Source organism: Limosilactobacillus portuensis, from assembly GCF_028607025.1.
In the GTDB taxonomy this organism is placed as follows: domain Bacteria; phylum Bacillota; class Bacilli; order Lactobacillales; family Lactobacillaceae; genus Limosilactobacillus; species Limosilactobacillus portuensis.
In genome coordinates this window covers 1,892,159-1,917,625 of sequence record NZ_CP117296.1, presented here as the reverse complement: position 1 = coordinate 1,917,625, position 25,467 = coordinate 1,892,159, and the positions used below count along the sequence as shown (strand labels likewise).

The following is a 25,467-nucleotide window of genomic DNA, read 5'->3' as shown; positions in this document are numbered from 1 at the left end:
AATTATGTTTCGGCAGAGGCTTGCTAGGGCTAACGAGCCTAGACAACCTAGTCGAAACGTGTTCAGCCTAAACTTCCTCGAGCTAACGACCTCCACCTCCGACGGCTTACCGCCGTTCGGTGGAGAAATCGTTAGCCACCGGAAGTTTTTAACGGCTTCACACTCTACTTATTTCGGAATGGTACCGCGTTTTCTTTAGTAATCTTAGTAACACCATGCATGTATGGAACTAAGACTTCTGGAATAGTAACAGAACCATCTTCATTTTGGTAGTTTTCCAAAATAGCGGCAACGGTCCGACCAACGGCAAGACCTGAACCATTCAGGGTGTGAACGTATTGCAACTTACCATTTTCATCCCGGTATTGCGTATGCATCCGTCGAGCTTGGAAGTCCAGGCAGTTTGAACAACTCGATACTTCACGGTACTTGTTTTGAGCTGGCATCCAAAGTTCAAGGTCATGGGTTTCAGAAGCAGTGAAACTCATGTCACTAGTAGTCAATGTAATAACGTGGTATGGCAAGCCAATCTTCTTCAAGATGTTTTCAGCATTGGCTGTCATCTTTTCCAATTCATCCCATGAATCTTCTGGCTTCGTGTACTTGACCATTTCAACCTTGTTAAATTGGTGCATCCGGATCAAACCACGGGTATCACGACCAGCTGCCCCAGCTTCAGAACGGAAGCATGGCGTTAAGGCTGTAACGTAAACTGGCAATTCTTCTGCTGGAATAACGTCGCCACGGTAGTAGTTAGTCAATGGTACTTCGGCAGTTGGGATCAAGGTCATATCTTCACCGTTAACTTGGTAAACACCCTTCTTAAACTTCGGGAATTGACCAGTCCCATACATTGAAGCAGCGTTAACAATGTATGGTGGCAATACTTCGGTGTAACCGTCCTTCATGTGTTCATCAAGCATGAAGTTGTAAACGGCACGTTCAAGTTGAGCACCTAAGCCAAGGTAGTAGACAAACCGGGCACCAGAAACTTTCCGTGCGCGGTCAAAGTCAAGGATTCCCAAGTTTTCACCAACATCCCAGTGGTGCTTTGGTTTAAAATCAAAGTCACGGATCTTGCCGACCTTCCGTAATTCAACGGAACCTTCTTCAGTCAAGCTTACTGGAACACCATCGTGAGGAATGTTTGGTAAGCGAGACATCTTATCATGGAAGACTTCATCATTTGCTTCAACTTGTTCATCAAGTTCCTTGATTTGGTCACCCAGTTCACGGGTTTCCTTGATTGCTTCGTCAGCTGATTCGCCATTCCGCTTAGCTTCACCAATCTTCTTTGAGGCTTCATTCCGTTGGGCCTTCAAAGCTTCAGTCTTTTGAAGCAAATCCCGACGCTTTTGATCAAGTTCGATTACTTCGTCAATTTCTTCAGCCTTAACGCCCCGAGTAGCTAATTTTTGCTTAAAAAATTCGGGATCCTTACGAATCTTTTTAATATCTAGCATTGTATCCTCCTAACAAAAAGAGCCATTCCATCCTCAAAATATTTTGGGACGAAATGGCTCTTAGTTCCGCGGTACCACCCAAGTTTGACATCTAAATGTCACCCTCGCGATGGATAACGGCCATCAACCGTGCGGCATTACCCGCCCACATTTACTTGCACCGGAGTTTCGATCAACAACTTGCACCTACCGTTGTCTCTCTGAATGATCTACTTGAAATGCATCCGTGTTTAATATTCGCCATTATCATATTACATCTGGCGTTATTTAGCAATCGATATTTTAATAAAAATTATTTTAATTTGCATGGCGCAAACCAAATAGTGAAGTTAGGCCAGCGATCCGTAGTCCAAGGCCATGAAGAATATTCGTCTTTTTTGGCTCAGCTGGACGATGAATCAACGGTGGTCGTGAACTGGTCTTGGTATACCGGTCATCAAGGCGTTCATTATCGAATTTATTATAGACAATCACGATCTTTGAATCAGGTGTCCAAGCATTGACCTGTTCACTTGGTAAAAATGCCCGATCAGGTGCGCATCCCTTAATCTCAGGGGCATCAAATTCAGCCCATTCTTTTGGTGAATCAGGTTGGATAACCCATTGACTATAAGTTACTTGCCCATCCGCTGTTGGTACCTTACTGCGTTGGAAACGAACAGTTTGTTTGATTTCTTGCTGAGTACCATCAACGTCTACTAAGACGATCGTTCGTGTTGACTTTGCCGTCAGCGCATTAGTCAATTGTTGTTCTTCTACAGTAACCATCTGTACCTAACCTCACTTACTTTTTAATAATTTATCGAGTATTAACTTAGTTCAAGTCAACTATTACAGTGCCATTTAACATGTAATTGTAGACCCTAATATCAAAAATGTCAAAACTCGTTTATCAAAATATAAGCCTTTATCTAAAAATAATTAAAAAAAGCAAACCTAAACATCAACGTAAAGGCGTTTAGGTTTACTCTGAATTTAGCTAATTTTCACGTTTGCGTGCAAGACCAAATGTTGCTCCAAGTCCGGCAAGACTAAGGCTTAGTAATGCAGCTAAGTTATGTGAATCACCAGTTTGTGGCAACCGTGATTGAGCCTTGTGACTAATAACAACACTTGGGGCTTGTTGATGAGCAACTGAACTATTAGCAGCTGCTACTGGAAAGGCTACAGTTGAAGCTACACCATTAGTCAAGCGATAAACAGTAGTAGTTCCAGCAACTTTTTGACCCTGAGTTGTCACTTTTTCAGAGCCGTTCTCACCAGTTTCACCAATTGTTTGATCCGTGGTTTGTGAATTAGTAGTTTCTGGTTGTAGTCGTGCAAGGGCTGCTAAATCATCCTTGACAGCTTGCTGGTATTTAGCCAGGGTTGTTTGATCTTGAGCTAACTGTTGTTGATCCTTTTGAAGCTGGGCCTTTAGATCCGCAATTGTAGTATCACTAGTGGTCTTAGCAAGTGCAGCATTTGCGGCATCCAATTCAGTCTTCTTGGTAGCTAAGGCTTTTTGGCTGTCCTCCAGTGCTGCTTGATCCTTTTCTAGTTTTTGTTTGAGTTGGTCAACACGAGCAGATAGCTTACTTATTTCATCTGGAACCGCAGCAGCAAATTTTGCATATGATCGCGCAAAGAGTTGCATTGCCAGACTGCCCTTCAGATTGTCTTCCTCTAATTGACTCAATTGCTCTTTAGCACTTGTTAATGCTTTATTAGCGCTATCTAAAGCACTCTTCTTAGCAGTTAAAGTCTCCTGAGCCTTCTTCAAAGCTGTTTGGGCATCTTGAGCTGCTTGTTGTTTAGTTTCCTGATCCTTTTGATCAGCAGCTAAGGTCTGTTGAGCAGTTTGCAGATCTGCTTGAGCTTGGTTTAATTCCTTAGCTTGGTCGTCCTTTGATTTACCAGCGTCATCTAAAGCAGCCTTCTTTGCATCAACTTGACCTTGAGTTGCATTGGCTTTAGCTTGCGCGTCAGTAACCTTTTGTTGCTTAGCTGTCACTGTTTCTTGAGCTGTTTGAGCATTCTTCTTGGCTGAATCAAGTTTTTGTTGAGCAGTTGTAACGGCATCAGAAGCTGTCTTTACTTCTGCTTGATCATTTTCAACAGTTTCTGATGCATTCTTGGCATCTTGTTCAGCCTTATCAGAAGCAACTTTCTTTTGATCATAGTCTTGTTGGGCGGTATTAATGTCATCTTGACTAACACTTGACTGTCGGTCAATTCCTGGAGTTGTAGCGCCTTGAGCTAATTTGGTCTTAACCTCAGGAGTAGCATTGGTATCGCTGATGAAGTTGAAGTGGATAAATCCTTCACTATCAACTCCGACATTGAGATATTGCTTACCAATAATATTTCCGTTTGGATCCAATGAGATTGCGTTTCCACCTTGTGGGGTATTTACATTATATTGAGGATCATTTAAGAGTGCTGTAGTATGTCCACCAAATCCAGGTCCACTGACATTGTTGATTATGTTGTCATAAAACATCATAGCCATAATGGCATCATAGACGGTTTCCTTCAAATTATCCATATTGGGTTTAACAGGGTTAAGGTCAATTTGATTTCTTCCTGAGCCACTAACATTTTCACCAACGTAAGCTTCCCCTAGTCCAAGATCTTTAGCAACATACTTAAGGTTTTTGTTATGAGACTTTTGGCTAAATCGCCAAACTGAGGGATCATAACCTTTTGTAAGTAATTGACTACCAATTTCGGTTGCCCCTTTAGAAACTTCAAGATACCCCCGGGTGATATTCTGTCCCCCATCCGCTGCTACCTGTTTACGAATCCGATTAATTACATTTGCAGTGAATTCATTCAATTCTTCTTTCTGACTGTCTGTCAGGTTATGGATGTCAATTAATTCTTTTTGATCACTTGCATTATGTTTAAAATTATCATTTACAAAGTAAGTAGTTTTTCCGTTTACCGTGCTTTCCCAAATTGTCTGAAAGTGTTCATTCAGTTTACTTCCATTATCCACAATCGCCTCTTTAGCGTACTCTTGAATGGCTTGGGAGGCTTTCGTTGGCTCTGCATGTGGATTAAAGCCCGCAAAAGCATCCGCAAATCCTGCTGGAACCTTAGCTGGAGCTTGTTGGGCAATCGGATCACTATCACTGGTAGTGCCGTTCTTCAGTGCATCTAATTTAGCCTGAGCTTGATCCATTGCATCCTTAGCACTTTGAGCTGCTTCCTGTTTTTCTTGGGCCGCCTTTTGATCAGCGGCAAGTTTATCCTGAGCAGTCTTCGCATCTTGTTGGGCCTTAGCTAAGTCACCATTAGCCTTATCCACTTCCTGCTTGGCTGTTTCTAAATCGGCTTTAGCTTGGCTTAGTGTGTTTTGTGCGTCCGTAACTGCTTGTCGATCGTTTTGAAGTTTTTCTTTAAGTTGATTAACTTCTTGTTGGAGGGCGTCAACATCAGTATGAGAAGCATTTTGGAGATCAGTTACCTTTTGTTGAGCAGTTTTAACAGCGGTTTGATCGGCAATTACTTTTTGATTGGCCTGATCGGCAGCCTGTTGCGCTGTATCAGCCACAGTACTCTTCGCATCTACATCATCACTTGCCTGATTAAAGGCTGTTTGCGCCGCTTCTTGCTTTGATTGAGCATCCCGAACAGCAGCTTGAGCCTGTTGAAGAGCGACAGCTGAACTAGCTGAGGATGAGCCGGATATAGCACTGGAACCAGCGGAAGAAGCACTGCCACTAGCGCTAGATGATGCACTACTGCTTGTACTTGATGAGCCACTGGTAGACCCACTAGTGCTTGCCGAAGAACTAGTGGCTGAGGAACTGCTTGTCGATGCAGAACTAGATGATGAGCCAGCACTTGATTGAGCAACATTTAATCGAGCTTGAGCTGCGGATAGATCCTGTTGGTCTTGATCTACAGTAGCCTGCTTAGCCTGAACATCAGCTGCTTGTTGGTCATACGCACTTTGAGCTACTTGTTGCCGTTGTTGAGCAGCTGACAAGATTGATTGGCCTTGTTCTTGAGCGGTCTGAGCGTTCCGCAATGCCGCTTCATCACTAGCGACATTCTGTTGACCCTGAGTAACCTTTTGTTGGTAATTATTAACAGATTGTTGATCGTTAGCTAACTTAGCTTTCAATTGATTAGCAGTTGACTGACCAGTAACGTTCGTTGCCTGTGGATTATCAGCCGCATGAGCAGTATTCGTTGCCCCAATCAACGTAATTCCCGCCAAAACAGTGGTACTAATTAAAAATTTATTTTTGAAACCGTCTTTCATTAATTAACCCTCCAAATAGTCATTTTCTAGACATAGTCGGCTTTATTGTACCTCTCTTATATAAATACAAGCAATTCATTTTAAAGGTGATTAATTATCCACTCCCAATCATTAATTAAGGCATATCAATTGTGAAATTTTCACAGTCATTTTAGATCTTCCGTCCATCTTTTAGATCTTGTTAGTATTTCATCAGCATTAATAACAAAAAAGAGCTACCCACTTCAATGAGTAACTCCTTAGTATTAACTAGTTAACATTCTTAACAGTACCATCTTGCGCAATGAAAACAGCACCCAAATTCCCTGACTGTTCTCCCCAACCATTTATAGGAGCGCCATTAAAGAACAATCGTTTAGCCTCGATTTCTCCCATTACCGACTGCTCAGTAAACACGGTCACGCTAGAAAGATCTGTTTGTAAAGGATAACCGGTTCGTGGATCCAGCAAGTGGTGATACTTCTTGCCATTCACTTCCAAGAAACGCTCGTAGATTCCTGAAGTAACAGCGGAGCAAGCTGGTTTACGGACGATTTCAATGTCGTCCCCCCGCTTCAACCGCGGATCCTGAACACCAATTACCCACTGGCCATCTTCACGACGCGGTGATTTCCCCACAAACAGAAGGTTCCCGCCAAGGTTAATAATTCCTGCTTGAACTCCCTGCTTAATCCAAAAGTCACGGATCCGATCAGCAATATAGCCCTTGGCAATTCCACCAAGATCTAACTCCATCCCCGCTTCTTCCAAGAAAACGGTTCGGTAATCATCATCTAGGAGAACCTTATAGGGATCAATTAATTTAAGCCGCTCCTGAATATCCGCATCCCGAGGAACATTCGCTCCCGTAAAACCGATCTTCCACAGCTTCACCAGCGGCCCAATCAAGGCGTTAAAGCCAAAGTTTTCTCGACTATACTTAACGGCTAATTTGATCAGGTCATAAGTTGAGGAGGAAACAACTTTTGGTCCTTTTCCTGCTGCATGATTAACACTCATTACCTCTGATTGAGGGCGGTTAACCGTCAGTCGATCCTCATATTCATCAATCAACCGCATCGATCTCGCTAGTAACGGGTAATAGCGATCACCAAAAAGCGTTAGGACAATCTTTGTTCCTAACGCATGGTGGACCATTGAATGACGTTGCTTTGCTAAATCGTTAATCATCGGTCTCTGAAGCCCCGGTTGATGCATCAGCGGTATTGTCTTCCGCATCAACACTACCAGTTTCGGAGGCACCGGTTGTCGCGTCGGTTTCCTCTGCGGGTCTTTCATCGGCAGCTACTGGTGTATTTTCCTCATCATCACTGTCATCGCTACTCTCTGAAGCACCAGTTGAGGCATCGACTGCTGGTTCTTCTTCCTCTGGTGCAGAATCATTAGTATTCTTAGATGCGCCAGTAGTTGCGTCCTTACTCCAGGCACCATTTTCAAAGAGGTTCAAGATGTATTCAACGCTTCCGGTAAATTCAATGGTTCCAAGGTAATGACCATTGATGTCCCGTAAAGCGTAGTATTGGATCAATGAACGGTGACCATTCATCCAGAGTGGCCGCGTAACAACATCTTTCTTTCCTTCACGGAAGCTGTTGATAATGCTCATTACCGCTGGAACGGCCATTGGTGGATGACACTCTTGGACAGTTTCACCGAGAGATGCAGTATTCCGAACATGTTCACGATTTGGCTTATCTGAGAACCAAGCGAAATGATTAGTGCTATCGATTAAATCAATTTCAAACGGAATCGTACTAAAGATTTGTTGAACTTCCTTTAATGACAACCGACCAGTTGGAAATTGGATATATGCATCACTGATCGTTGGTTGTTTAACGGCCATATTATGTTCCCCCTTATCAACATCTTGGAAAATTTGAATATATTCAATAAAGTGTTCAAAGCACTTTTCTAGGTTATCAATTGCTTCTTGGTCTACCAAACGGCCGTCCTTAGCAAAGGTGTTCCGGACGTTTCCGATTAAGACCTCATTCCCTGGAATCAGGTTAGTATTGCAATCTGGTGAAATCAAGATTTGCCGCATTTGAACTTGAGAACGGGCAGATGCTTGACGACCATAAGCTACCCCAACGATCATCGCCGGCTTTTCTGAAAGTACCTTGGTCTTGTAAGAAAGCCACTCGATAGCCGACTTAAGAACGGCAGGAATTCCATGATCGTATTCAGGAGTAGAAAATACTAGCCCATCAGCTTCCTTAACTTTTTGCTTTAACTTCCAGACTTCTGTTTGTTCTGATAATGGAGTATCAACGCTAAATGGTGGTAGCTTACCAACTTCGTAAATCTCAATATCAGCCATTTGCTTAAAGTGCTTCTTCATGAACCGTAACAGTAACCGATTATATGAAAAATCAGCATTAGTACCGACAAAAGCGAGAATTTTCATCATTACTTATTCATCTCCTCGTTCATTCGATCAATTGCTTTCGCATAGTAACGGAAGCCGTTCATACATTTTTCTAAGAAGCCGATCGTTCCCTCATCAGTGATGTTTCCTTCTTCATCCATTAGACCAGTCACGTTACTCATGAAAAATTCGTCACCTTGGTAAACACTTGCATTAATTCCTGGAGAAATTAAAATATCACGCAATTGAACCTGGGACCGTGATGCTCCCTGATCATGCGTTGAAGCCCCAATAGTCATTACTGGCTTTCCAGTAAGGGGGTGCACACTGTAAGACAACCATTCAACAATACTCTTCAACGCTGAGGTAATTGAGTGATTATACTCAGGACTAGCGATGATCACGGCATCGGCATCCTTAATTCGGCGGTCAATGTCCTTGATTACTTCGGGAGCATCGCCCTTAAAGCTTTCGTTAAACATTGGTACTTGGCGAATATCAATCACATCAATCTGATCTTGATCCTTAAAATGTTGAGCCATAAATTCTAATAGCATCCGGTTATATGAATGATTAGCATTTGACCCAGCAATTGCAGCAATTTTCAAGTATGTCACTTCCTCTTTCAGTTTATTCATTAATTCACAACCATTTTACTATATTTTAACTGATCATAAAATAGATTATTAGTATTTTGCTTATTTTTAGACATTTTTCAAACTTTTGCTTATAATTAAACCTTTTAAATTAATAAAATTTAGTTATTGTTGGTTAAAGTAATGTTCAAATAATAACATTATTGTTCAGCAGCCATTTGTTAAGAGCGATATGCTAAAATAAGACAATACTCTTTGAAAGGATCGAAAATATATCATGGTGCAATCACGACAACGACAACAAAATATTGAGGTCCAGGTTGGGGATCGTTTCCCATTAACGATTCGACGGCTTGGGGTTAACGGTCAAGGAATTGGCTACTTTAAGCATAAAGTTTGCTTCGTCCCTGGCGCCCTTCCGCATGAAGTTGTTGTCGCTGAAGTAACCCGGGTCCATCCCCGCTTTCTCGAAGCCAAAATCCACCGCCTTCGCAAAACCAGCCGCGATCGGGTCGAACCTCGCGATAGCTATGCTGATGTTGCAGGGGGCTTTGAGTTAGAAAAACTAGCTTATCCAGCCCAATTACGGTTTAAGCGACAGGTCGTTTTGGATAGTCTCGAAAAATTTAAGCCATATGGTTACCGAAACTATGATGTTCGCCCTACAATCGCGGCACCACATGAATATGGCTACCGGAATAAAGCCTCATTCCAAGTACGGATGGTTAACGGTCACGTTGCGGCTGGTCTGTATAAGGCAAACAGTCATGACCTAGTAGACATTCAAGAATGTGCCGTTCAAATACCAAATACAATGAAGGTTATCCGTACTGTCGTCCAAGCAATCGAGGCTCTCCAAATCCCAGTATATGACGAAGAACATAATAGTGGAATCATCAAGACCCTGGTTGTTCGTGAATCAGCAGCGACCGGTGAAATTCAATTGACGTTAATTACTAATACGCCAAAACTGCCCCATAAGCGTCAACTACTGGAAACCATCCAAGAACAGCTTCCAAAAGTTGTTTCCGTAATGCAAAACGTTAATCCAGGCGACACTCCGCTGATTTGGGGCGAGCAAATGATCCACTTAGCCGGTCAGGAATACATTACCGAAAGTTTAATGGGGTTGGACTTCCGTCTCTCCGCCCGTTCCTTCTTACAGCTAAATCCTGAACAGACAGAAATCCTGTATGAGGAAGCGGCCAAGGCACTAGAACTTTCCCCTGACGATACCCTAATTGATGCCTACGCGGGGATTGGAACGATTGGATTGTCATTGGCTAACCGGGTGAAAGAGGTTTGGGGGATGGAAACAATCCCCGAAGCCGTTGAAGACGCAAAGCAAAACGCTGATCTCAACGGTATTACAAACGCTCACTATGAGGTTGGCTCAGCAGAGGATGTTATCCCGCAATGGCGAAAGGAAGGCCATCACTTTGACGCGCTAGTAGTCGATCCGCCACGAACCGGTTTAGACAATGATCTGATTGAACAAATCATCAAAGAACGCCCTGCTAAGTTCGCCTACGCTTCATGTAACATGGCATCCCTTGCCCGGAACCTCGGTCGATTAACCAGCGTCTACCATGTTGATTATATTCAACCAGTCGACATGATGCCCCAAACCACCCGTTGCGAAGCGGTGGTGAAGTTATCACAAAGAGTGTGAACCGTGACGAACTAGCAACTGAGCACTAGAAAATCCCGGACGACGATTGTTTACAATCAAGTCCGGGATATCTAGGCGGAAGTTGCGGTCACGGCGAGCACGTTTCTACTCTGTTACAGTCGGACACGTTAGCTCTAGCAAGTTCCTGGCGAACAGTTCTCGACTCAGCTGCAGTAGAACCAATTTAACAATCCCTTTTAAACAACAATTTCATTTCCTAACCAAAAAGCGGTCCGCGGATTTCCCGTGGATTGCTTCTTTATGTTCTAAATTACTACTTATTATCGCGACGACGATTTGGTACAAAGCCTGCTACCAAGGCAGCCAGTCCTGCTGAAAGAGCACCGAAAATTTGGGCGTTCTTTTCACCAGTATTACCAGTTTGTGGTAATTGCTTATCCTTAGCAGTCGTTGATTGAGACGTCATCATTTTCCCTGTTTGTACATTAGGAACATTACCTTCTAGTTTGCCAGTAACATCATTCTTGTTTGGAGTGGTGTTCGTAGGCGTATTAGTAGCTGGTGTTCCTTGTCCTTGATGATCATTAGTGGTTGGTTGACCGCCATTAGTTAGGATCAAGGCCACTTTAATGATTTGATCAGGGTTACCATCCTTGAAGGTGTAAGATGTTGGAACACTTTCACCAGGAACTAATTGATAACCATCAGGAATGTGAATATTAACTGGAACCGTCTGACCAGTCTTGCCAGGTACTGTTTGAACGCCGACAACCTTGCCTTGCGGATCGACAAACTTATACTTAACCGTTTGGTCGGTTGGGATATAAGTAATGACGATTGGGGTAAAGTCGCTGGTGCTGGTAACCAAAGCAACTGCTGGTACATTGCCACTTGGCGTATAACCAGGAATTTCTGGAGCATCGTATTCAGTGAAACTCGATGTTGTCCAATCACTGTAGCCGGTAACTTTACCCGTAACCTCATCAACAGTGGCAGTCCGGGTAAGGTTGACTGTTTGGTCATGAGCTTCCTTTGTCCCATCAGGCTTGATAACCGTAATCTTCCGCGTGATTGTCTTATTCAGATCAGTCGTGTCAACACCCTTTGGATAGTTCTTGCCAGGATTGTCTGGGAGCTTATCACTTGGTGTCTTCGGATCGGTTGGTGTTACCGTGATGATCTTGTGTTCAACGTTAACTGTAACTGTTGGAATGCCATCCGGAGTAGCCGTGATCGTTGTTGGAATATCTTGACCAGGAACAATCTGCCAACCCGCAGGAACATTTGGTGTAACTGGAATCTCTTCATCCGTCTTTCCTGTTAATGGGGTTGTACCGACTCCTTTACCATTTGGATCAACGTATGAGATCTTCCCGGTTTGATCGTTTGGTGTGTAGGTAATTGTTACGGTAGTATCCTTAGTGCCATCAGTAACTGATTGTTGCGGAACGTTATTTCGACTTGGTGTGTAACCGGAAACTGCTGGTACGTCAAAGTTATTCCAAGTTCCTGGTACCCAGTCACTATAAGTTACTCCACCAGTTACTTCATCGACAGTTGCCGTCCGAGTTAACGTAGCAGTTTGAGTCGTTACTTGATCTCCCTTATGCGGATCCTTAACTGTAATCGTCCGCGTGATCGTCTTATTCAGATCTTTCTTATCAACACCCTTTGGATAGTTCTTGCCAGGATTGTCTGGAAGCTTGTCACTCGGTGTCTTCGGATCGGTTGGTTGAACTGTTGTTGTGTCATGATCAACGTGAACAGTAATTGCTGGATAGCCATTAGGAGTAAACGTGATTTCATTTGTGGTCTTTGGATCAGTGATGTGCCAACCAGTTGGAACATTGTCCTTAGCCTTGGTTGGAACCGTCTCATCAGTATGACCATCGACCTCATAATGACTAATTGGATTACCATCTTTGTCGATATAGGTTACGGTTGTCTTTTGAGCATTTGGTGTGTAAGTAATCTCAACCGGAGTAAAACTACTATCAGCAGTTACCTTAACACCATCAACTTTAGCTTGACTTGGTGTGTAGCCGGGAACTACTGGTGCATCGTATTCATTGAATTGACTTGTAGTCCAATTGCTATACTTGGTTACTTCACCAGTCACTTCATCAACTGTAGCGGTTCGGGTTAACTTAACTGATTGATCATGGCTTTCTTTTGTGCCATCTGGCTTTACAACTGTGATCTTACGAACAATGGTCTTATTCAAATCTTTTTCACCAACGCCATCCGGATAAGTCTTATCTGGATTATCTGGAAGCTTGTCACTCGGTGTCTTCGGATCGGTTGGTTGAACTGTTGTTGTATTGTGTTCTACTTTAACAGTTACGGTAGCAATACCAGTTGGAGTAGCCTTTTCAGTCTTAGGAATACTTTGACCGTCAACAATCTTCCAGCCTGTTGGTGCAGATGGATTAATTGTTACCTCTGAATTAGTCTTGCCTGTTAATGGAGTAGTGCCTACTTCTGTATTAGTATTCACATCAATGTAAGAAATCTTACCTGTTTGATCATTTGGCACATAGGTAATTACAACTCTAGGATCAACATAGTCAGTTGTTACTCCCGTTACGGCAGCTACACTTGCTTGACTTGGCGTGTAACCTGCTACTGCTGGAGCCGTAACTTCGTCAAAGCTACCGGTTGTCCAATTGTCATAAGAAACAACTTTCTTGGTTACTTCGTCATAAGTTCCAGTTCTAGTCAATTCAGTTGTTTGACTTAGATCAACATCACCAGTTGGCTCTTTAGCAGTGATTGAACGTTTAATCTCCTTAGCAAAATCGTCTTTAGTGTAACCATCTGGAACATTATTCTTATCCACAGTCTTAGTTGCATGCTTCAAGTGAATATCAACTGTACTATTAGTATCACCGAAGTTAGCAGTAGCTGGTAAAGTTTGACCAGCAACTAAAGCATAGCCCTCTGGCACAGTTAAATGAACAAGTTGACTCTTACCGTTAAGGCCAGTTGCCACTACAGGCTTACCTACTGCACTGCCATTGTTATCATCATCAACAAATTGGTAAGTGACGGTCGTATTGATCGTAAAGGTAGCTTGACCATCCATATCGTCAGCAGTAATAGTGACGTTGCTTAGAGGCTTAGTAGAATCATCAGGATCTGTTCCCCTACCTGCTAAATCAACCAAACGATCTTGCAAGTGAGCTAAAATCTTGTCCTTATTTAAATTAATGGTGTAAATACCACCTTTAGTTGGAGCAGTTCCATTAGCCCAAGTATAGTCGCCATCTTGCAGAGTGTATTTTCCTAAATCAACGGTTCTTAATAATTGTGGTTCATCGCCTGGTTCATCTGCTTGTTTATAAACTGGTAAAGTTAAATCAATAGTAATCTTGCCATCTTTATTAACTTCAGCAGTAGTTACTGCTTTACCATCATAAAGTTTAGAATTGTCACCACTTAACTTAGCCTTACCGGTTGCTTGATAAATTTTATATTGAGCAGTTTCGTATTCAGGACCATAAGTCCACTCATAGTTATTCCCATTATTACCATCAGCATCTTTAACTTTTTGAATAAAGGCATCAGTTAAACGAAGATCGTATGTGCCAACACTCTTAGCTTGGTCTTTAGTAACTTTCTTCCCACTAAGCCAAAATTCTACATCATTAGGTGTTAATTGAATTGTCTTAAGAGTTCCGTCAGAATTATAGATTGATATCTTACCTTGATCATCATCACCAAGACCTAACCCTGAATAGAAAGTTCCCTGATCTGGAAGAGTCGAAGTATTATCAAATACTTTTGTATCTCCTCCCATAAGATCAATTTCTTTATGCCCTTTGTTTATAATTAAGTGTGCGTCACTAGTTACATCCTTAAGATCTGGATAAATGAAGTTATCTCCCAAATGCTCCTTAATGTCATTGAGGCCCTTTTCAGTTAGACTAACTGTGTAAGTTCCGACATTTCTATTTTCATTATACGTTACATCGCCATTAGACAATTGTACTCTAGCGTTAGCATCATTAAATTGGGGTGTATAAGCACTAGCAGGGAGTTCCTTAGTATTAAATAAATTCTGCCAGTCATAGCTGGCGTAATCAATAGTGCTTTCACCTGAAAGATTGATTGTAAGTTGATGTTTTACAGGAATTGAGATGGTTTTATCGCTATCAGGAATAGTTACACTAGTTGGAAGGCTACCTGAAGCAAGTTGGTAACCATCTGGAAGAGTTAAATTAACAGATTGATTACTGCCATCTTCTCCGCTTACTGATACTGGAGTACCTACTTGATTACCAAATGGATCTTCAAATTTGTAGGTTACAGTGTTAGTAGCAACTTTTTTATAATTAACTTCAATCTCCACTGAATTAGCATTAAGTGAATCAAATGTCCAATCACCTAGATTACTATTAGCTGGTGAAACGGTATAACTATATCCTGATACCTCAAGCTGACTTTGATCAATGGCTGGCAAAGTTACTTTTATATCCGGATTTTGAGCAAATTCCATAAATTTATTGTATGCTTCTTTATCAGCTTCACTTGCAAATGCAACATTATTACTATTATCAATTGATTTTAGGCTGATATTTTTTTGATATACCAATTGGGAAGTTAATTTACTATTATTTTCTACTGTAGTAACAATTCCAAATTGATAAGTATAAATCGTCGTCCCCCCCTGTTATCTGCGATTCATCAATATTAAAAAGACTGTTTACCTCAGCAGATTGCTTCACGGTTACATCTCCGCTTGGCTTATGAATTATTATAGTTCGTGTGATTTTGTGCGGAAGCTTTTCCGCAACATTACTATAGTTAAAATAATCATTTTTACTATTAAAAAGTTTTTCCATCTCATCTTCAGTCATCCCAGTTGATAAAGAGCTATCTCCTGTTTCAGCCTTACTTTCCTCTAAAGCCTGTGCACCTACAACTTTTACTCCTAAAGAATGAATTTCAGCTGTGGTAGTATTCATATCCTTTGAATTATCTACCATTTCAGAATTTTTAACTTCTTTTTTATCAGTAGTTACATCATTTTTAATAACTCTAACATCACTATTAGATGTAGCCTTCTTACTATCTGACGAGTTTTCAGCAACATTTTCGTTAGTTGACGAGTTTTCTACCTTGTCAGTGTCTTCTTGCTTTTGATTGGCATTCTTTACTTTGGCTGTTTCATTATTTACTTCTTGATTACTATTTACTTTTACAGCTACAGCTTCATTATTATCATTGTCACTAGCTACTTTAGGCAATACCGCTGTCTTGCCGTCGGTTGGTGCTTCACTATTAGTTTCTGCAGTTACATTGTCACTTGAGTTCGTGTCAGCTAGGACTGAGGAATTTACCCCCCCCAAGTACAATGTGGTGCCGATCACAACGGAAACAACACCAACGGATAACTTCCGTAGTGAGAAATGATCTTGTTTTGATTTGGACCTCATTAACCGTCCGTAGTTGTTATTCTTTGATAGCATTTTCGCTTAATCCTCCCCTAAAGCATAAAATAATATATCAAACAAATTATAGAACTTATCTACTGATAAAAAAAGGAAGATTACTAATTAAACAAGCAATCTTCCTTTTTTTAGATTTAGATGTTTATTAAATTTAACTAAAATAACATTAACTGAATTAATGTATAGCAGAGACTCGCTGTTCAGTTGCTATATGCGTTCTACTGAAACTGAGTCGAAAGCTGTTCACCGCGACCGCAACTTCCGCCTAGCTATCCCGTCCTTGATTGCAAGCCAATCATCGTCCGGGATTTTCTAGTGCTCAGTTGCTAATTCGTCGCGGTTCACAGTCTACTCCACTGCTTCCACGTCTTCAGATTACTAATGTTATCGAGGGAATCGTAGGCGCCGGTGCTGAGTTTTTGCAGGAGTTTTGGATTGGTCAGGATGTCTACGGCGGCCTTTTCCATCTTCTTTGCGTTATTTAGTGGTACTAACTCACCGTTGATGCCAGACTTGACCATTTCACTTGGGCCATACATGTAATCGTAAGTCACAACTGGAACACCATGAGATAATGCTTCACCCATTGCTAATGGCTGGGCATCGATCCGGCTCGTATCCATGAACAATTGAGCAGTATTATAAACTGGGTCTAATTTCACTTGGTAACCAGCAAAGACAACGATTCCGGTCAAACCAGCATCTTCAACCTGCTTCTTGTACCGGTTAACATCGTCAGGATTGCCATATCCGTAAAGAGTCAGCTTAGCAGTTGGCACCTTTTTATGAATCCGGGTAAAGATTTCAATTAGCTTTCCAGTCTGCTTATCTTCACCAAGACGACCAACATAAATAATTTGTCCCGCAATCCGGTACTTCATGTCAGTCCGTTGGTTATTGCTCTTAACCGGAACACCATTAATTGCGTAAACTGGCTTCTTGTCACCAATCCGCTTCCGAATCATCTCGGCCTGAGCTTCAGTCATGGTAATGATGCCGTCCCACTTATCAAGATCAGTAGTAAGCGGCCCTTGAAGCATTGGGTTAAGCGGGCCATTCTTCAGGTTATTGCCATCGTTGACGTGGTTCATTGCCATCCAAAGGTACTTCTTAGCGGCAGTTTGCATGTCCATCACTGGCTGGATTGCAACTGCTGGCCGGTCAGCAATAAAGACATTATTTTCACCATTTGCCTTATTCAATTCATCAAGGAAGAAGGCAAACAGATCTTCTTCACTATCGAAGAAGCGATCGTGTCCCTGGTAATTTTTGAGGACGTTCAATGAGTTAATCGGGGTATTCTGAACCGACTTAACGTAATACCGTTCCATGTAAATGGTTTGATCAGGGCGGTAATACCGTTCAAAACTAATTTGACCGTCTTCACCGATAAACTGATCAACCGCCTTGAATCCCCGAAGATCATACTGTTGACGAAGGGTGACATTCCCCGCAACGTCAAACCAATCAACGTGATTTACTAGGCCGACAGTTCCACCAGTAAAGTAAACGATGCAGACTAGGCGATCCCCGTCCTTAACTTCTTGGTAGTTATTCCCGGTCCCTACCTGGTATTCAATCGGCAGGTTCAGATCACTGACATGGAGATCATGCCCCACATAATCGGTTGTTCCCGCAAAGAAGTCGTACATATTAACAAGCTGGTCGTCAGTTAAGCCAAACCGTTGCAGAGTTGCGTGAATAATTTGGTCATAGTTCCGCGTAACTAACTTGGCTTCGGCATTGTGATCCTTAAAGAGCTTCAGCCGCTTCATTTCAGCGTGTTCAATACTTGAATCGTTGCTCAATAAGTATTGGTTAACGAAAAAGAACATTATTTAGCGGCCTCCTTTGTTTTCATATCATCAACTAGTTCGTTCCATAGTTTCATGACATTGGGTTCAGAGTAACGTTCACTATCTTGGTAGGCATTTTCACTGAACTTTGCCAATTTTTCTTGATCTGTCAGAAGGTCGATAATTGCCTTGGCTAGGCCATCAACATCCCCATTTTGGGTAAGGATCCCATCTTGGCCGTCAATCACAACGTCAGCTGGTCCATACTTAATGTCGTTCGCCACGATTGGCAAACCATGTGACTGCGCTTCAACTAATGATAATGGCAATCCTTCAGCACGGCTTGGCAAAATCAATAGTTGGGCGTCATTATAAACCGCATTCGGATCATTAGTGTAACCATGGAAAGTTACGGAATTACCGAGATCTTCATCCTTCACGATCTTCTTTAACGTCTTGTCGAAGTTATCGTTCGCGTATCCCCAGAAGTCCAGTTTTGCCGTCGGAACCTTTTCTAAGATCTTTGGCCATGCCTTAAGCAAGTGATCCTGTTGCTTTTCTGGTGAAAGCCGTGCGACCATTACGACTTGGTTCTTTGTCCGCTGTTCAAACGGAATGTGCTTAGCTTCTAAGACCGCCTTAGGAACAATTGGACCTGGGATCCGGTAAATCTTTGTCCCGTATTTTTCAAACCGGTCCTTAACATCCTTTTGTTGCTGGGGAGTCAAAGTGATGATCCCATCCCAATCTTTGACGTGGTTAAGTCCCCAAGTATAGTTGTAATTTAAGGTTGAGTGCAACATATCACTGTTATCATTAACGTGATCATTGTGCAATTGCATTGTCCGGAAAACCCGGTGTTTCATGTGGAGTACCGACCAACCAACTTCGTATGTCCGGTCAACTACCAAACCGACTGGTCCATCCCCAACTAATTCAGGATCAGTTACGATTTCATCATAGAAGAACCGTGTCAGTTCATCGAGATTAGCAAACTGATAGTCCTGTCCCTTATAATTAAAAAGGTGGTAAGTATCAACTCCCTTATTCCGCTTATTCTTTTGGTGTTCTAATTGAATAGCGATAGAACCATCAGGACGAAGGTAGTTTTCAGTTGCAATGTTGCCATCCCAGTCGTAAACTTGTTCAACCGAGATAAATCCACGGTTATCATACCAGCTAACCTTCAATAACTTGCCAAAGTGATCAAAGTACTGAAGGTTAATGATATGCTTTTCCTTATCATTACGCCGCAGAACATACATGATTCGGTTACCGTTTCGATAGTAGTTATAGTTGATTCCGTCAGCTTTACGGTCCCAGGTAGGATCGATATCAACATCCTTAATGGTGACATCTTTTTGTGGAAAAACCCGTGCTTCTTGGAAATAATCAAATAAGTTTACAAAGTCTTCATCAGCAATCCCTGCTTCTTCAGTTACCATGTGAAGTTCATTTGAATACTTCCGGGTAACGATCTTAGCTGGTTCGTCAAACATCTCAAACAGGTGCAACCGCTTGATTTGCGCGTGTTCAATGCCTGACTTATTATGCTGAATATTATCGTTCAGAAAGAATAACATTGCTTTTCTCCTTTTCTACGTTAACAGGTTAAGTGTACCATAACAAAAGCAGTGATATTAGGACTTGTAATCAGTTTGTGTTAAAATTTATACTTATAATATGAAAGAAGGAGAAGATTAATGCAAAACCCATTTGGTAATAACAATAATAATGACCAAAACCCGTTTGATCTCAATAATCTCCCATTACCGCCAAATTATGCCAAAGTCGTTAACGATCAGGGGCAAATTAGGATCGCCAAAGTGGGGATTTCATGGACAACGCTGTGGTTTGGTCCCCTACCAGCACTATTCCGGGGCGACTACTATAACTTTCTCTTAATGATCGTCCTTGATCTTGATTACGCATTAGTAGTTCTCTTTTTCGGTTTAAACTGGTTAATGCAATTCCCGTGGCCTTCACTTGTGTTTGCAATTTTCTACAACATGATGTACTTCAAACACTCCTTCAACATTGGCTACCGTCCCGCTGACCAGCGTTCACGCGAACTACTAGAAAGATTTCATTACCTTAAAAAATAAAAATAAGGAACTGAGAAAAACAAAATTTTCTCAGTTCCTTATTTTTATTAGAATAACAGCCTAATCAGCGTTTTCTCCTTCAAGAAATTCATGACGAATCTTCTTGTATGCTGCTACCGGATCGTCGCTTTGGGTAATTGGCCGACCAACAACAATTCCGTTGCTTCCCATTTCGGCGGCTTGCTTTGGTGTCACTACCCGCTTCTGGTCATCATGAGTATTCAAGTCAGGCCGAATCCCTGGTGTGATACAAAGAAAGTCCGGGTTGGTAACTTCACGAATTGCAGAAATCTCCTTAGCGGAACAAACTACTCCTGCTAAGCCACTCTCATCGGCCAACCGGGCATAGTTTTGAACAGATTCCATTACGGTACCGTTAATCTTCTGTTCGTTGTGAAGAATTTCCTCGTCAATTGATGTCAACTGGGTAATTGCCAACATCTTGGGAACTGAATTGCGTGCTTCAGCAGCTCCTTGCTTCAACCCACGTAACCCCGCCTTCATCATTTCACTTCCACCAGCAGCATGAACAGTGACAAACGCAACTCCTAATCGACCAACCTGTGCCATTGCCCGTTCAACCGTGTTCGGAATATCATGCGCCTTTAGATCAAGAAAAATCCTAAATCCACGTTCCTTGGCTTGTTTAATGATTCCAGGGCCAAAAGCGTAGAATAACTCCATCCCGATTTTGATAATCGGCATATGATCAGTATCGTTAGAAAGGCGATCAAAGAGTTGAACAGCCTCCCGCTTATCAGGGACATCAATAGCAACAATTGGTTCAAAGCGTTCCATAATTTTCCTCCTAAAAAAGCACCAGTGCTCCTCAGAAAAGAGAGCCTGGTGCTTTTGCGTTCTCCGCTTATAACACCGTTTCGCCCTCACTGGAGCAGATTAAATGGTTATCCAGAATTTATTCGTGATGTTCGATTGTAATATCTTCGTGACCGTCATATTCTTCAACGGCAACGTGAACTGTTTCATTCATTGCAGTTGGAATGTTCTTGCCAACAAAGTCAGGCCGAATTGGTAATTCACGGTGACCCCGGTCAACTAACACAGCAAGTGAAATTTGTTGTGGCCGTCCCATATCCATCAAGGCATCTAAGGCCGCCCGGACTGTCCGCCCAGTAAAGAGAACATCATCAACAAGGATGACATGCTTATCGTTAATATCAATTCCAAGTGAAGATGTCTTAACTGTTGGTTCCTTATGGTGATCGGGAATGTGCCGATCATCCCGATATAAGGTAATATCGAGCGCGCCAACTGGGATTTCAACATTTTCAAGTTGGTTTAGCCGCTTAGCTAGTCGTTCAGCAAGGTAAACTCCCCGGGTCTTAATCCCAACAAAGACAAGGTTTTCAACCCCTTTATTCTGTTCAATAATTTCGTAAGTAATTCGTGTTAATGCCCGTTGCATACTTGATCCATCAACAATTTCATGGGCCATCCTGGTCACTTCCCCTTAATCAATTTATTTTTACAAAACCCTTCTTCACTGAAACTGTGAGGAAGGGTCTAATTACTTATTTATTCCTTCTTGATTTCACGGAATCAGGTTAAAGGCGATATTTCTCTTATTACCAGTATTTTAAGCGTCTCGTCTAAGCCTGTCAATAATTATCATTGGTTACTATTACTCTGACTAGCGTGCTTACTTAACCAATTTTCCATCATGGAAGTGATATTGTCCCAAATCTGACTGAAGCCATCCTTGTTTTTAAGGTTATTAACTGTGCTAGTAGCATTATCAGGGTCTTGTTGAACCTGAGTAATAGTCTGGTCAATGTCATTCAGTTTTCGCTTAGCGGAATTGCTGTTTAGCTGATTCTCGATCTGTTGATTTTGGTTTGAAATGTTATTCAAATGGTTTTGGAGTTCTTGTTGGTCATGATCTTTTTCGTATTGCCGAGCAGCTCCCCGAAGCGCGGCAACCTGTTCCGCAAGTTTTTGGTTATCAGAACTCAGCTCACTAATGCTACTGGAGTTATCGCTAATTTGGCTGCTTTGCTCAGCATTATTAGCTTGTTGATTTTGATTACGGTTATGTGCTGAAACCGCCCACCATACAACAATTATTGCCAGTAAAATGATCAATGCTACTAACCAGCCACGATGATGTTTTTTCGGTGCAGTTGATTGGTGATCCCGATTCGATTGTGATTGGACTTGTTCTCGAGGCTTAATATTTAAGGTTAAGTGATCTGATGCAGTTTGACCATCACTATCCATTACTGTAACGGCAATTGGATATTCACCCTGCTGGTTAATGTTAACTTGGGTTAAGTTAAATGTAATCTTATCGGTTAGGTCACGACCATCACTCGTTGCTTTAATTCCAAACTGGTTAATCAATTCTGAATTGACGATTGACTGTCCCAGTGGCCAATCAAGATAGTGTCGTTGAATCGTTAAAATTGGTTTTGCCATAGTATCCTCCACATTTCCTTGTTAATCCGTTTGCATTATAGCACATGAAAGAAAAGGGATTGTGACATAAGTACTTTTACCAAGTTCAAATACGAACAGCGCGGTACGCAAATGGGTTCCAGTGTCCGGTATAACCGAACTCTGGAACCCTATTTGCGCTCGCGGGGGCGTGAAAACGAAGTCATAAATGACTTCTGTCACGTTCCCTTTTAGAATGTTTATTTGAATTATGTGGGTGAGCTAGCGTTCTAATGTTACAGAGTCAAAATGTGCTCGCCAGGAATTCGCTAGAGCTAGCGTGTCCGACTGTAACAGAGTGGAAACGTGCTCGCCGTGACCGCAACTTCCGCCTAGCTATTCTAGACAACTGAGTCGAGATCTGCTCGCCAGAAACTTGCTAGAGCTAACAACCTCCCTCCCAGATGCTTTCAGCATCCAGTCGGGAGAAATTGTTGTCTTACGGGCCTTCTTTACCTGCTCACACTCTATTTTAAACGTACTTCGCTCGAGTTTTCTAGAGCTAGCAACCTCCTTCCTAGGCGCAAGTCGCCTTCGTCAGGAGAAATTGCTAGCTTTCCGAAAACTCTTTGGAGCGAAGGCACTCTCATAACTCCCACGGATCCTTTACAATAATGGTTTGGATTCGGTCGGCACCAACGGAAACAGTTGCGAGTGGGGTTTCGGATAACTCGCTAATCCGCTTAAGGTAGTTTTGAGCGTTAACTGGTAAGTCTTCGAACTTCTTTACACCAGTAATGTCTTCATCCCAACCTGGGAGTTCTTCATAAACTGGTTCGCACCGGTCAAGTTCCTTTAAGCTAGCTGGGTAGTAATCAATTTCCTTCCCGTCAAGCTTGTAGGCTTTACAAATCTTAACGGTCTTCAAACCAGTAAGGACGTCTAACAGGTTTAAACTAAGGCAGGATAAACCTGAAACGCGTCGTGCATGACGCATTGCCACACTGTCAAACCAGCCAACACGACGAGGACGACCAGTAACAGTTCCGTATTCATGACCGGTTTCACGAATTTGGTCACCAATTTCATCGGTTAATTCTGTTGGGAATGGACCAGCACCAACCCGGGTTGAGTAAGCCTTACAGATTCCAACAACAGTATTAATCTTGTTCGGACCAACACCGACACCAGTACATACACCACCAGCGATTGGGTTGGATGCGGTAACGTATGGGTAGGTACCTTGATCAACATCAAGCATTACCCCTTGAGCTCCTTCAAAGAGAACCTTTTTGTTACCATCAAGGGCATCGTTAACGATCCGGGAAGTATCGGTAACATACTTCTTTAATTCTTGACCGTATTCATAGTAACTTTCGAAAATATCGTCGAAGTTAATTGGATCAACGTGGTACAACTTAGTGAACAATTCGTTCTTTTCAGCTAAATTCCGGCGTAACTTAGTTTCAAAGGTATCCTTTTCTAACAAGTCGCACATCCGAATACCAACACGGGAAACCTTATCCATGTATGTAGGTCCAATCCCATTCTTGGTAGTTCCAACTTTGTGATCACCCTTAGCTGCTTCTTGGCACTTATCCAAAAGAATATGGTAAGGGAATGTCACGTGGGAACGGCTGGAAATCCGCAAGCCAGAGATGTCAATTCCGTTATCTTGAAGGTAGTGTAATTCCTTCAATAATGCAGGCGGGTTAATAACAACACCGTTACCGATAACCGCTAACTTATCTTTACCAAAAATTCCGGATGGCACAAGCCGCAAAGCAAACTTCTTGCCATCGAACGCAATTGTGTGACCGGCATTATTTCCACCTTGGGAACGGACAACAACATCCGCTTCTTGACTAAGGTAATCGGTCATCTTACCTTTCCCTTCGTCTCCCCATTGACTACCTACAATCACAACTGATGACATTATTCTTTCACCTCAAACTATTAATTTGTAAAAGACGTTTTTTACTTCACTATATTACCGGACTTCAGGATCTTCGTCAAGGAGATAACGAACAATTTTTCTGAACATTTTTATAAATGTCCGATGTTTTTTATTGACGATAATCAGTAAACAGTGCATAATAGCATACGGAATTTTTAAGAAAGTAAAGGAGCTGTTCTCGTGCAAACATTCGATTACGATGACATCCAACTAGTCCCAAACAAGTGCATTATTAAGAGTCGGAAAGAGGCTGATACCAGCATTAAGTTTGGGCCAAAGATATTCAAGATCCCTGTTGTACCCGCAAACATGGAAAGCGTGATCAACGAAGACCTTGCTATTTGGCTCGCCCAAAATGATTACTTCTATGTGATGCACCGCTTCGAACCCGAAAAGCGTGCTGAATTCGTCAAGCGGATGCATGAGTGTGGGCTCTTTGCTTCCATTTCTGTCGGAATTAAGGATGCTGAATACGACTTTATCGATCAACTAAAAGCCGAACATTTAGATCCAGAATACATTACAATTGATGTTGCCCATGGTCATTCCGATTTTGTTATTAAAATGATCCAATACATCAAGAAAAATCTTCCCAACGCATTCGTAATCGCTGGAAACGTTGCAACTCCTGAAGCAGTTCGTGACTTGGAAAACGCGGGGGCAGACGCTACCAAAGTTGGTGTTGGCCCTGGTAAGGCCTGCATTACTAAGCTAAAAACCGGTTTTGGGACTGGAGGCTGGCAGTTAGCCGCAATCCGCCTTTGTGCTAAAGCCGCACGTAAGCCAATCATTGCCGATGGTGGGATCCGCCATAATGGTGATATTGCTAAGTCTGTCCGCTTCGGTGCTTCAATGGTAATGATCGGTTCAATGCTTGCTGGTCATCTTGAATCACCAGGTCACATCATCACAATTGACGGTAAGCGTTATAAACAGTACTGGGGTTCCGCTTCTGAAGTCCAAAAGGGTGCTTACCGAAACGTTGAAGGTAAGCAAATGCTCGTTCCTTACCGGGGTTCAATTAAAGATACTCTTCGGGAAATGCAGGAGGATCTTCAATCATCAATTTCATACGCCGGTGGTCGTGATCTTGAATCAATCCGCCGCGTCGATTACGTAATCGTTAAAAACTCCATCATGAATGGGGATTATTAAAGACAGAGTGCGAGCAGGTAAAGAAGGTCCGTAAGACAACATTTTCTCCCGACTGGATGCTGAAAGCATCTGGGAGGGAGGTTGTTGTCTATAGGAGCTTCCCTGCGAGCAGATCTTGACTATGTTGTCTAGAACCCTAGACGGAGATTACGATCACGGCGAACACGTTTAAACCAGAGTGTGAAGCCGTTAGCTCGAGGAAAGTTAGGCTGAGCACATTTAAACCAGAGTGTGTCTCAGCTATATCGCAGTAAAAACACTACTAACTTCTAAATAAAAGCCAAAAGAGATC

General features: G+C 42.2%; 17 protein-coding genes. 3 read left to right on the top strand and 14 right to left on the bottom strand.

Features of this window, described 5'->3' with window-relative positions; all coding sequences use genetic code 11:
* Positions 1-164: 164 nt before the first annotated feature.
* The 6 genes from serS to PRK60_RS09605 form a co-directional block, all read right to left on the bottom strand.
* Positions 165-1,463: a serine--tRNA ligase gene (gene serS, locus PRK60_RS09630; protein ID WP_178695479.1), complete on the bottom strand. Its 1,299-nt coding sequence runs from the start codon at positions 1,461-1,463 to the stop codon at positions 165-167.
* Between the two features lie 297 nt (positions 1,464-1,760).
* Positions 1,761-2,231, bottom strand: coding sequence for a mucin-binding protein (locus PRK60_RS09625; RefSeq protein WP_102168554.1), 471 nt, complete (start codon positions 2,229-2,231; stop codon positions 1,761-1,763).
* Positions 2,232-2,442: 211 nt separating this feature from the next.
* Positions 2,443-5,718: an SEC10/PgrA surface exclusion domain-containing protein gene (locus tag PRK60_RS09620; RefSeq protein WP_273646060.1), complete on the bottom strand. Its 3,276-nt coding sequence runs from the start codon at positions 5,716-5,718 to the stop codon at positions 2,443-2,445.
* A gap of 249 nt (positions 5,719-5,967) precedes the next feature.
* A complete protein-coding gene (locus PRK60_RS09615) occupies positions 5,968-6,888 on the bottom strand; it encodes an FAD:protein FMN transferase (protein ID WP_102168552.1) in 921 nt (306 codons plus the stop codon).
* Positions 6,881-8,125: an NAD(P)H-dependent oxidoreductase gene (locus tag PRK60_RS09610; protein WP_316243099.1), complete on the bottom strand. Its 1,245-nt coding sequence runs from the start codon at positions 8,123-8,125 to the stop codon at positions 6,881-6,883. Before PRK60_RS09610 ends, PRK60_RS09615 begins: the two co-directional genes overlap by 8 nt.
* A gap of 2 nt (positions 8,126-8,127) precedes the next feature.
* Positions 8,128-8,694: an NADPH-dependent FMN reductase gene (locus PRK60_RS09605; RefSeq protein ID WP_102168551.1), complete on the bottom strand. Its 567-nt coding sequence runs from the start codon at positions 8,692-8,694 to the stop codon at positions 8,128-8,130.
* A gap of 265 nt (positions 8,695-8,959) precedes the next feature.
* Between PRK60_RS09605 and rlmD the strand changes: the two genes are divergently transcribed.
* The gene (gene rlmD / locus PRK60_RS09600) at positions 8,960-10,354 is read left to right on the top strand and encodes a 23S rRNA (uracil(1939)-C(5))-methyltransferase RlmD (RefSeq protein ID WP_102168550.1); all 1,395 of its coding nucleotides are present in this window, start codon (positions 8,960-8,962) and stop codon (positions 10,352-10,354) included.
* A gap of 274 nt (positions 10,355-10,628) precedes the next feature.
* On the opposite strand, the gene PRK60_RS09595 is transcribed toward rlmD, so the two are convergent.
* The 4 genes from PRK60_RS09595 to asp1 all read right to left on the bottom strand — a co-directional run bounded on the left by PRK60_RS09595 (position 10,629) and on the right by asp1 (position 19,147).
* On the bottom strand, positions 10,629-14,909 hold the full coding sequence (locus PRK60_RS09595; protein WP_273646058.1) for a mucin-binding protein: 4,281 nt from the start codon (positions 14,907-14,909) through the stop codon (positions 10,629-10,631).
* A 19-nt stretch (positions 14,910-14,928) separates the two neighbouring features.
* On the bottom strand, positions 14,929-15,786 hold the full coding sequence (locus PRK60_RS09590; protein ID WP_273646057.1) for a YSIRK-type signal peptide-containing protein: 858 nt from the start codon (positions 15,784-15,786) through the stop codon (positions 14,929-14,931).
* Between the two features lie 323 nt (positions 15,787-16,109).
* A complete protein-coding gene (locus tag PRK60_RS09585; protein WP_273646055.1) occupies positions 16,110-17,603 on the bottom strand; it encodes a glycosyltransferase in 1,494 nt (497 codons plus the stop codon).
* Positions 17,603-19,147: an accessory Sec system glycosyltransferase Asp1 gene (gene asp1 / locus PRK60_RS09580; protein ID WP_273646054.1), complete on the bottom strand. Its 1,545-nt coding sequence runs from the start codon at positions 19,145-19,147 to the stop codon at positions 17,603-17,605. The genes PRK60_RS09585 and asp1 overlap by 1 nt, the downstream gene beginning before the upstream one ends.
* A 120-nt stretch (positions 19,148-19,267) precedes the next feature.
* Here asp1 and PRK60_RS09575 point away from each other — a divergent pair, with 120 nt between their 5' ends.
* Complete coding sequence (locus tag PRK60_RS09575; RefSeq protein ID WP_102168546.1) at positions 19,268-19,669, top strand: hypothetical protein; 402 nt, start codon at positions 19,268-19,270, stop codon at positions 19,667-19,669.
* Between the two features lie 60 nt (positions 19,670-19,729).
* On the opposite strand, the gene pyrF is transcribed toward PRK60_RS09575, so the two are convergent.
* From pyrF to PRK60_RS09555, 4 genes are all read right to left on the bottom strand, one after another.
* Positions 19,730-20,467: an orotidine-5'-phosphate decarboxylase gene (pyrF, locus tag PRK60_RS09570; protein ID WP_102168545.1), complete on the bottom strand. Its 738-nt coding sequence runs from the start codon at positions 20,465-20,467 to the stop codon at positions 19,730-19,732.
* Positions 20,468-20,585: 118 nt separating this feature from the next.
* On the bottom strand, positions 20,586-21,125 hold the full coding sequence (gene pyrR / locus PRK60_RS09565) for a bifunctional pyr operon transcriptional regulator/uracil phosphoribosyltransferase PyrR (RefSeq protein WP_003716245.1): 540 nt from the start codon (positions 21,123-21,125) through the stop codon (positions 20,586-20,588).
* A gap of 173 nt (positions 21,126-21,298) precedes the next feature.
* Entirely contained in the window at positions 21,299-22,105 is an 807-nt protein-coding gene (locus PRK60_RS09560; protein ID WP_102168544.1) for a DUF5011/hyalin repeat domain-containing protein, read from the bottom strand.
* Positions 22,106-22,709: 604 nt separating this feature from the next.
* Complete coding sequence (locus tag PRK60_RS09555) at positions 22,710-23,999, bottom strand: adenylosuccinate synthase (protein WP_102168543.1); 1,290 nt, start codon at positions 23,997-23,999, stop codon at positions 22,710-22,712.
* A 201-nt stretch (positions 24,000-24,200) separates the two neighbouring features.
* Between PRK60_RS09555 and PRK60_RS09550 the strand changes: the two genes are divergently transcribed.
* Entirely contained in the window at positions 24,201-25,175 is a 975-nt protein-coding gene (locus PRK60_RS09550) for a GMP reductase (protein WP_273646053.1), read from the top strand.
* Positions 25,176-25,467 lie beyond the last annotated feature (292 nt).

Coding starts and splice junctions, on each gene's coding strand:
- PRK60_RS09610 (WP_316243099.1), bottom strand. CDS start 8,125: ATGAAAATTCTCGCTTTTGTCGGTACTAATGCTGATTTTTCATATAAT.
- PRK60_RS09620 (WP_273646060.1), bottom strand. CDS start 5,718: ATGAAAGACGGTTTCAAAAATAAATTTTTAATTAGTACCACTGTTTTG.
- pyrR (WP_003716245.1), bottom strand. CDS start 21,125: ATGGCCCATGAAATTGTTGATGGATCAAGTATGCAACGGGCATTAACA.
- PRK60_RS09615 (WP_102168552.1), bottom strand. CDS start 6,888: ATGATTAACGATTTAGCAAAGCAACGTCATTCAATGGTCCACCATGCG.
- PRK60_RS09575 (WP_102168546.1), top strand. CDS start 19,268: ATGCAAAACCCATTTGGTAATAACAATAATAATGACCAAAACCCGTTT.
- asp1 (WP_273646054.1), bottom strand. CDS start 19,147: ATGTTATTCTTTCTGAACGATAATATTCAGCATAATAAGTCAGGCATT.
- pyrF (WP_102168545.1), bottom strand. CDS start 20,467: ATGGAACGCTTTGAACCAATTGTTGCTATTGATGTCCCTGATAAGCGG.
- rlmD (WP_102168550.1), top strand. CDS start 8,960: ATGGTGCAATCACGACAACGACAACAAAATATTGAGGTCCAGGTTGGG.
- PRK60_RS09590 (WP_273646057.1), bottom strand. CDS start 15,786: ATGCTATCAAAGAATAACAACTACGGACGGTTAATGAGGTCCAAATCA.
- PRK60_RS09560 (WP_102168544.1), bottom strand. CDS start 22,105: ATGGCAAAACCAATTTTAACGATTCAACGACACTATCTTGATTGGCCA.
- PRK60_RS09555 (WP_102168543.1), bottom strand. CDS start 23,999: ATGTCATCAGTTGTGATTGTAGGTAGTCAATGGGGAGACGAAGGGAAA.
- serS (WP_178695479.1), bottom strand. CDS start 1,463: ATGCTAGATATTAAAAAGATTCGTAAGGATCCCGAATTTTTTAAGCAA.
- PRK60_RS09625 (WP_102168554.1), bottom strand. CDS start 2,231: ATGGTTACTGTAGAAGAACAACAATTGACTAATGCGCTGACGGCAAAG.
- PRK60_RS09585 (WP_273646055.1), bottom strand. CDS start 17,603: ATGTTCTTTTTCGTTAACCAATACTTATTGAGCAACGATTCAAGTATT.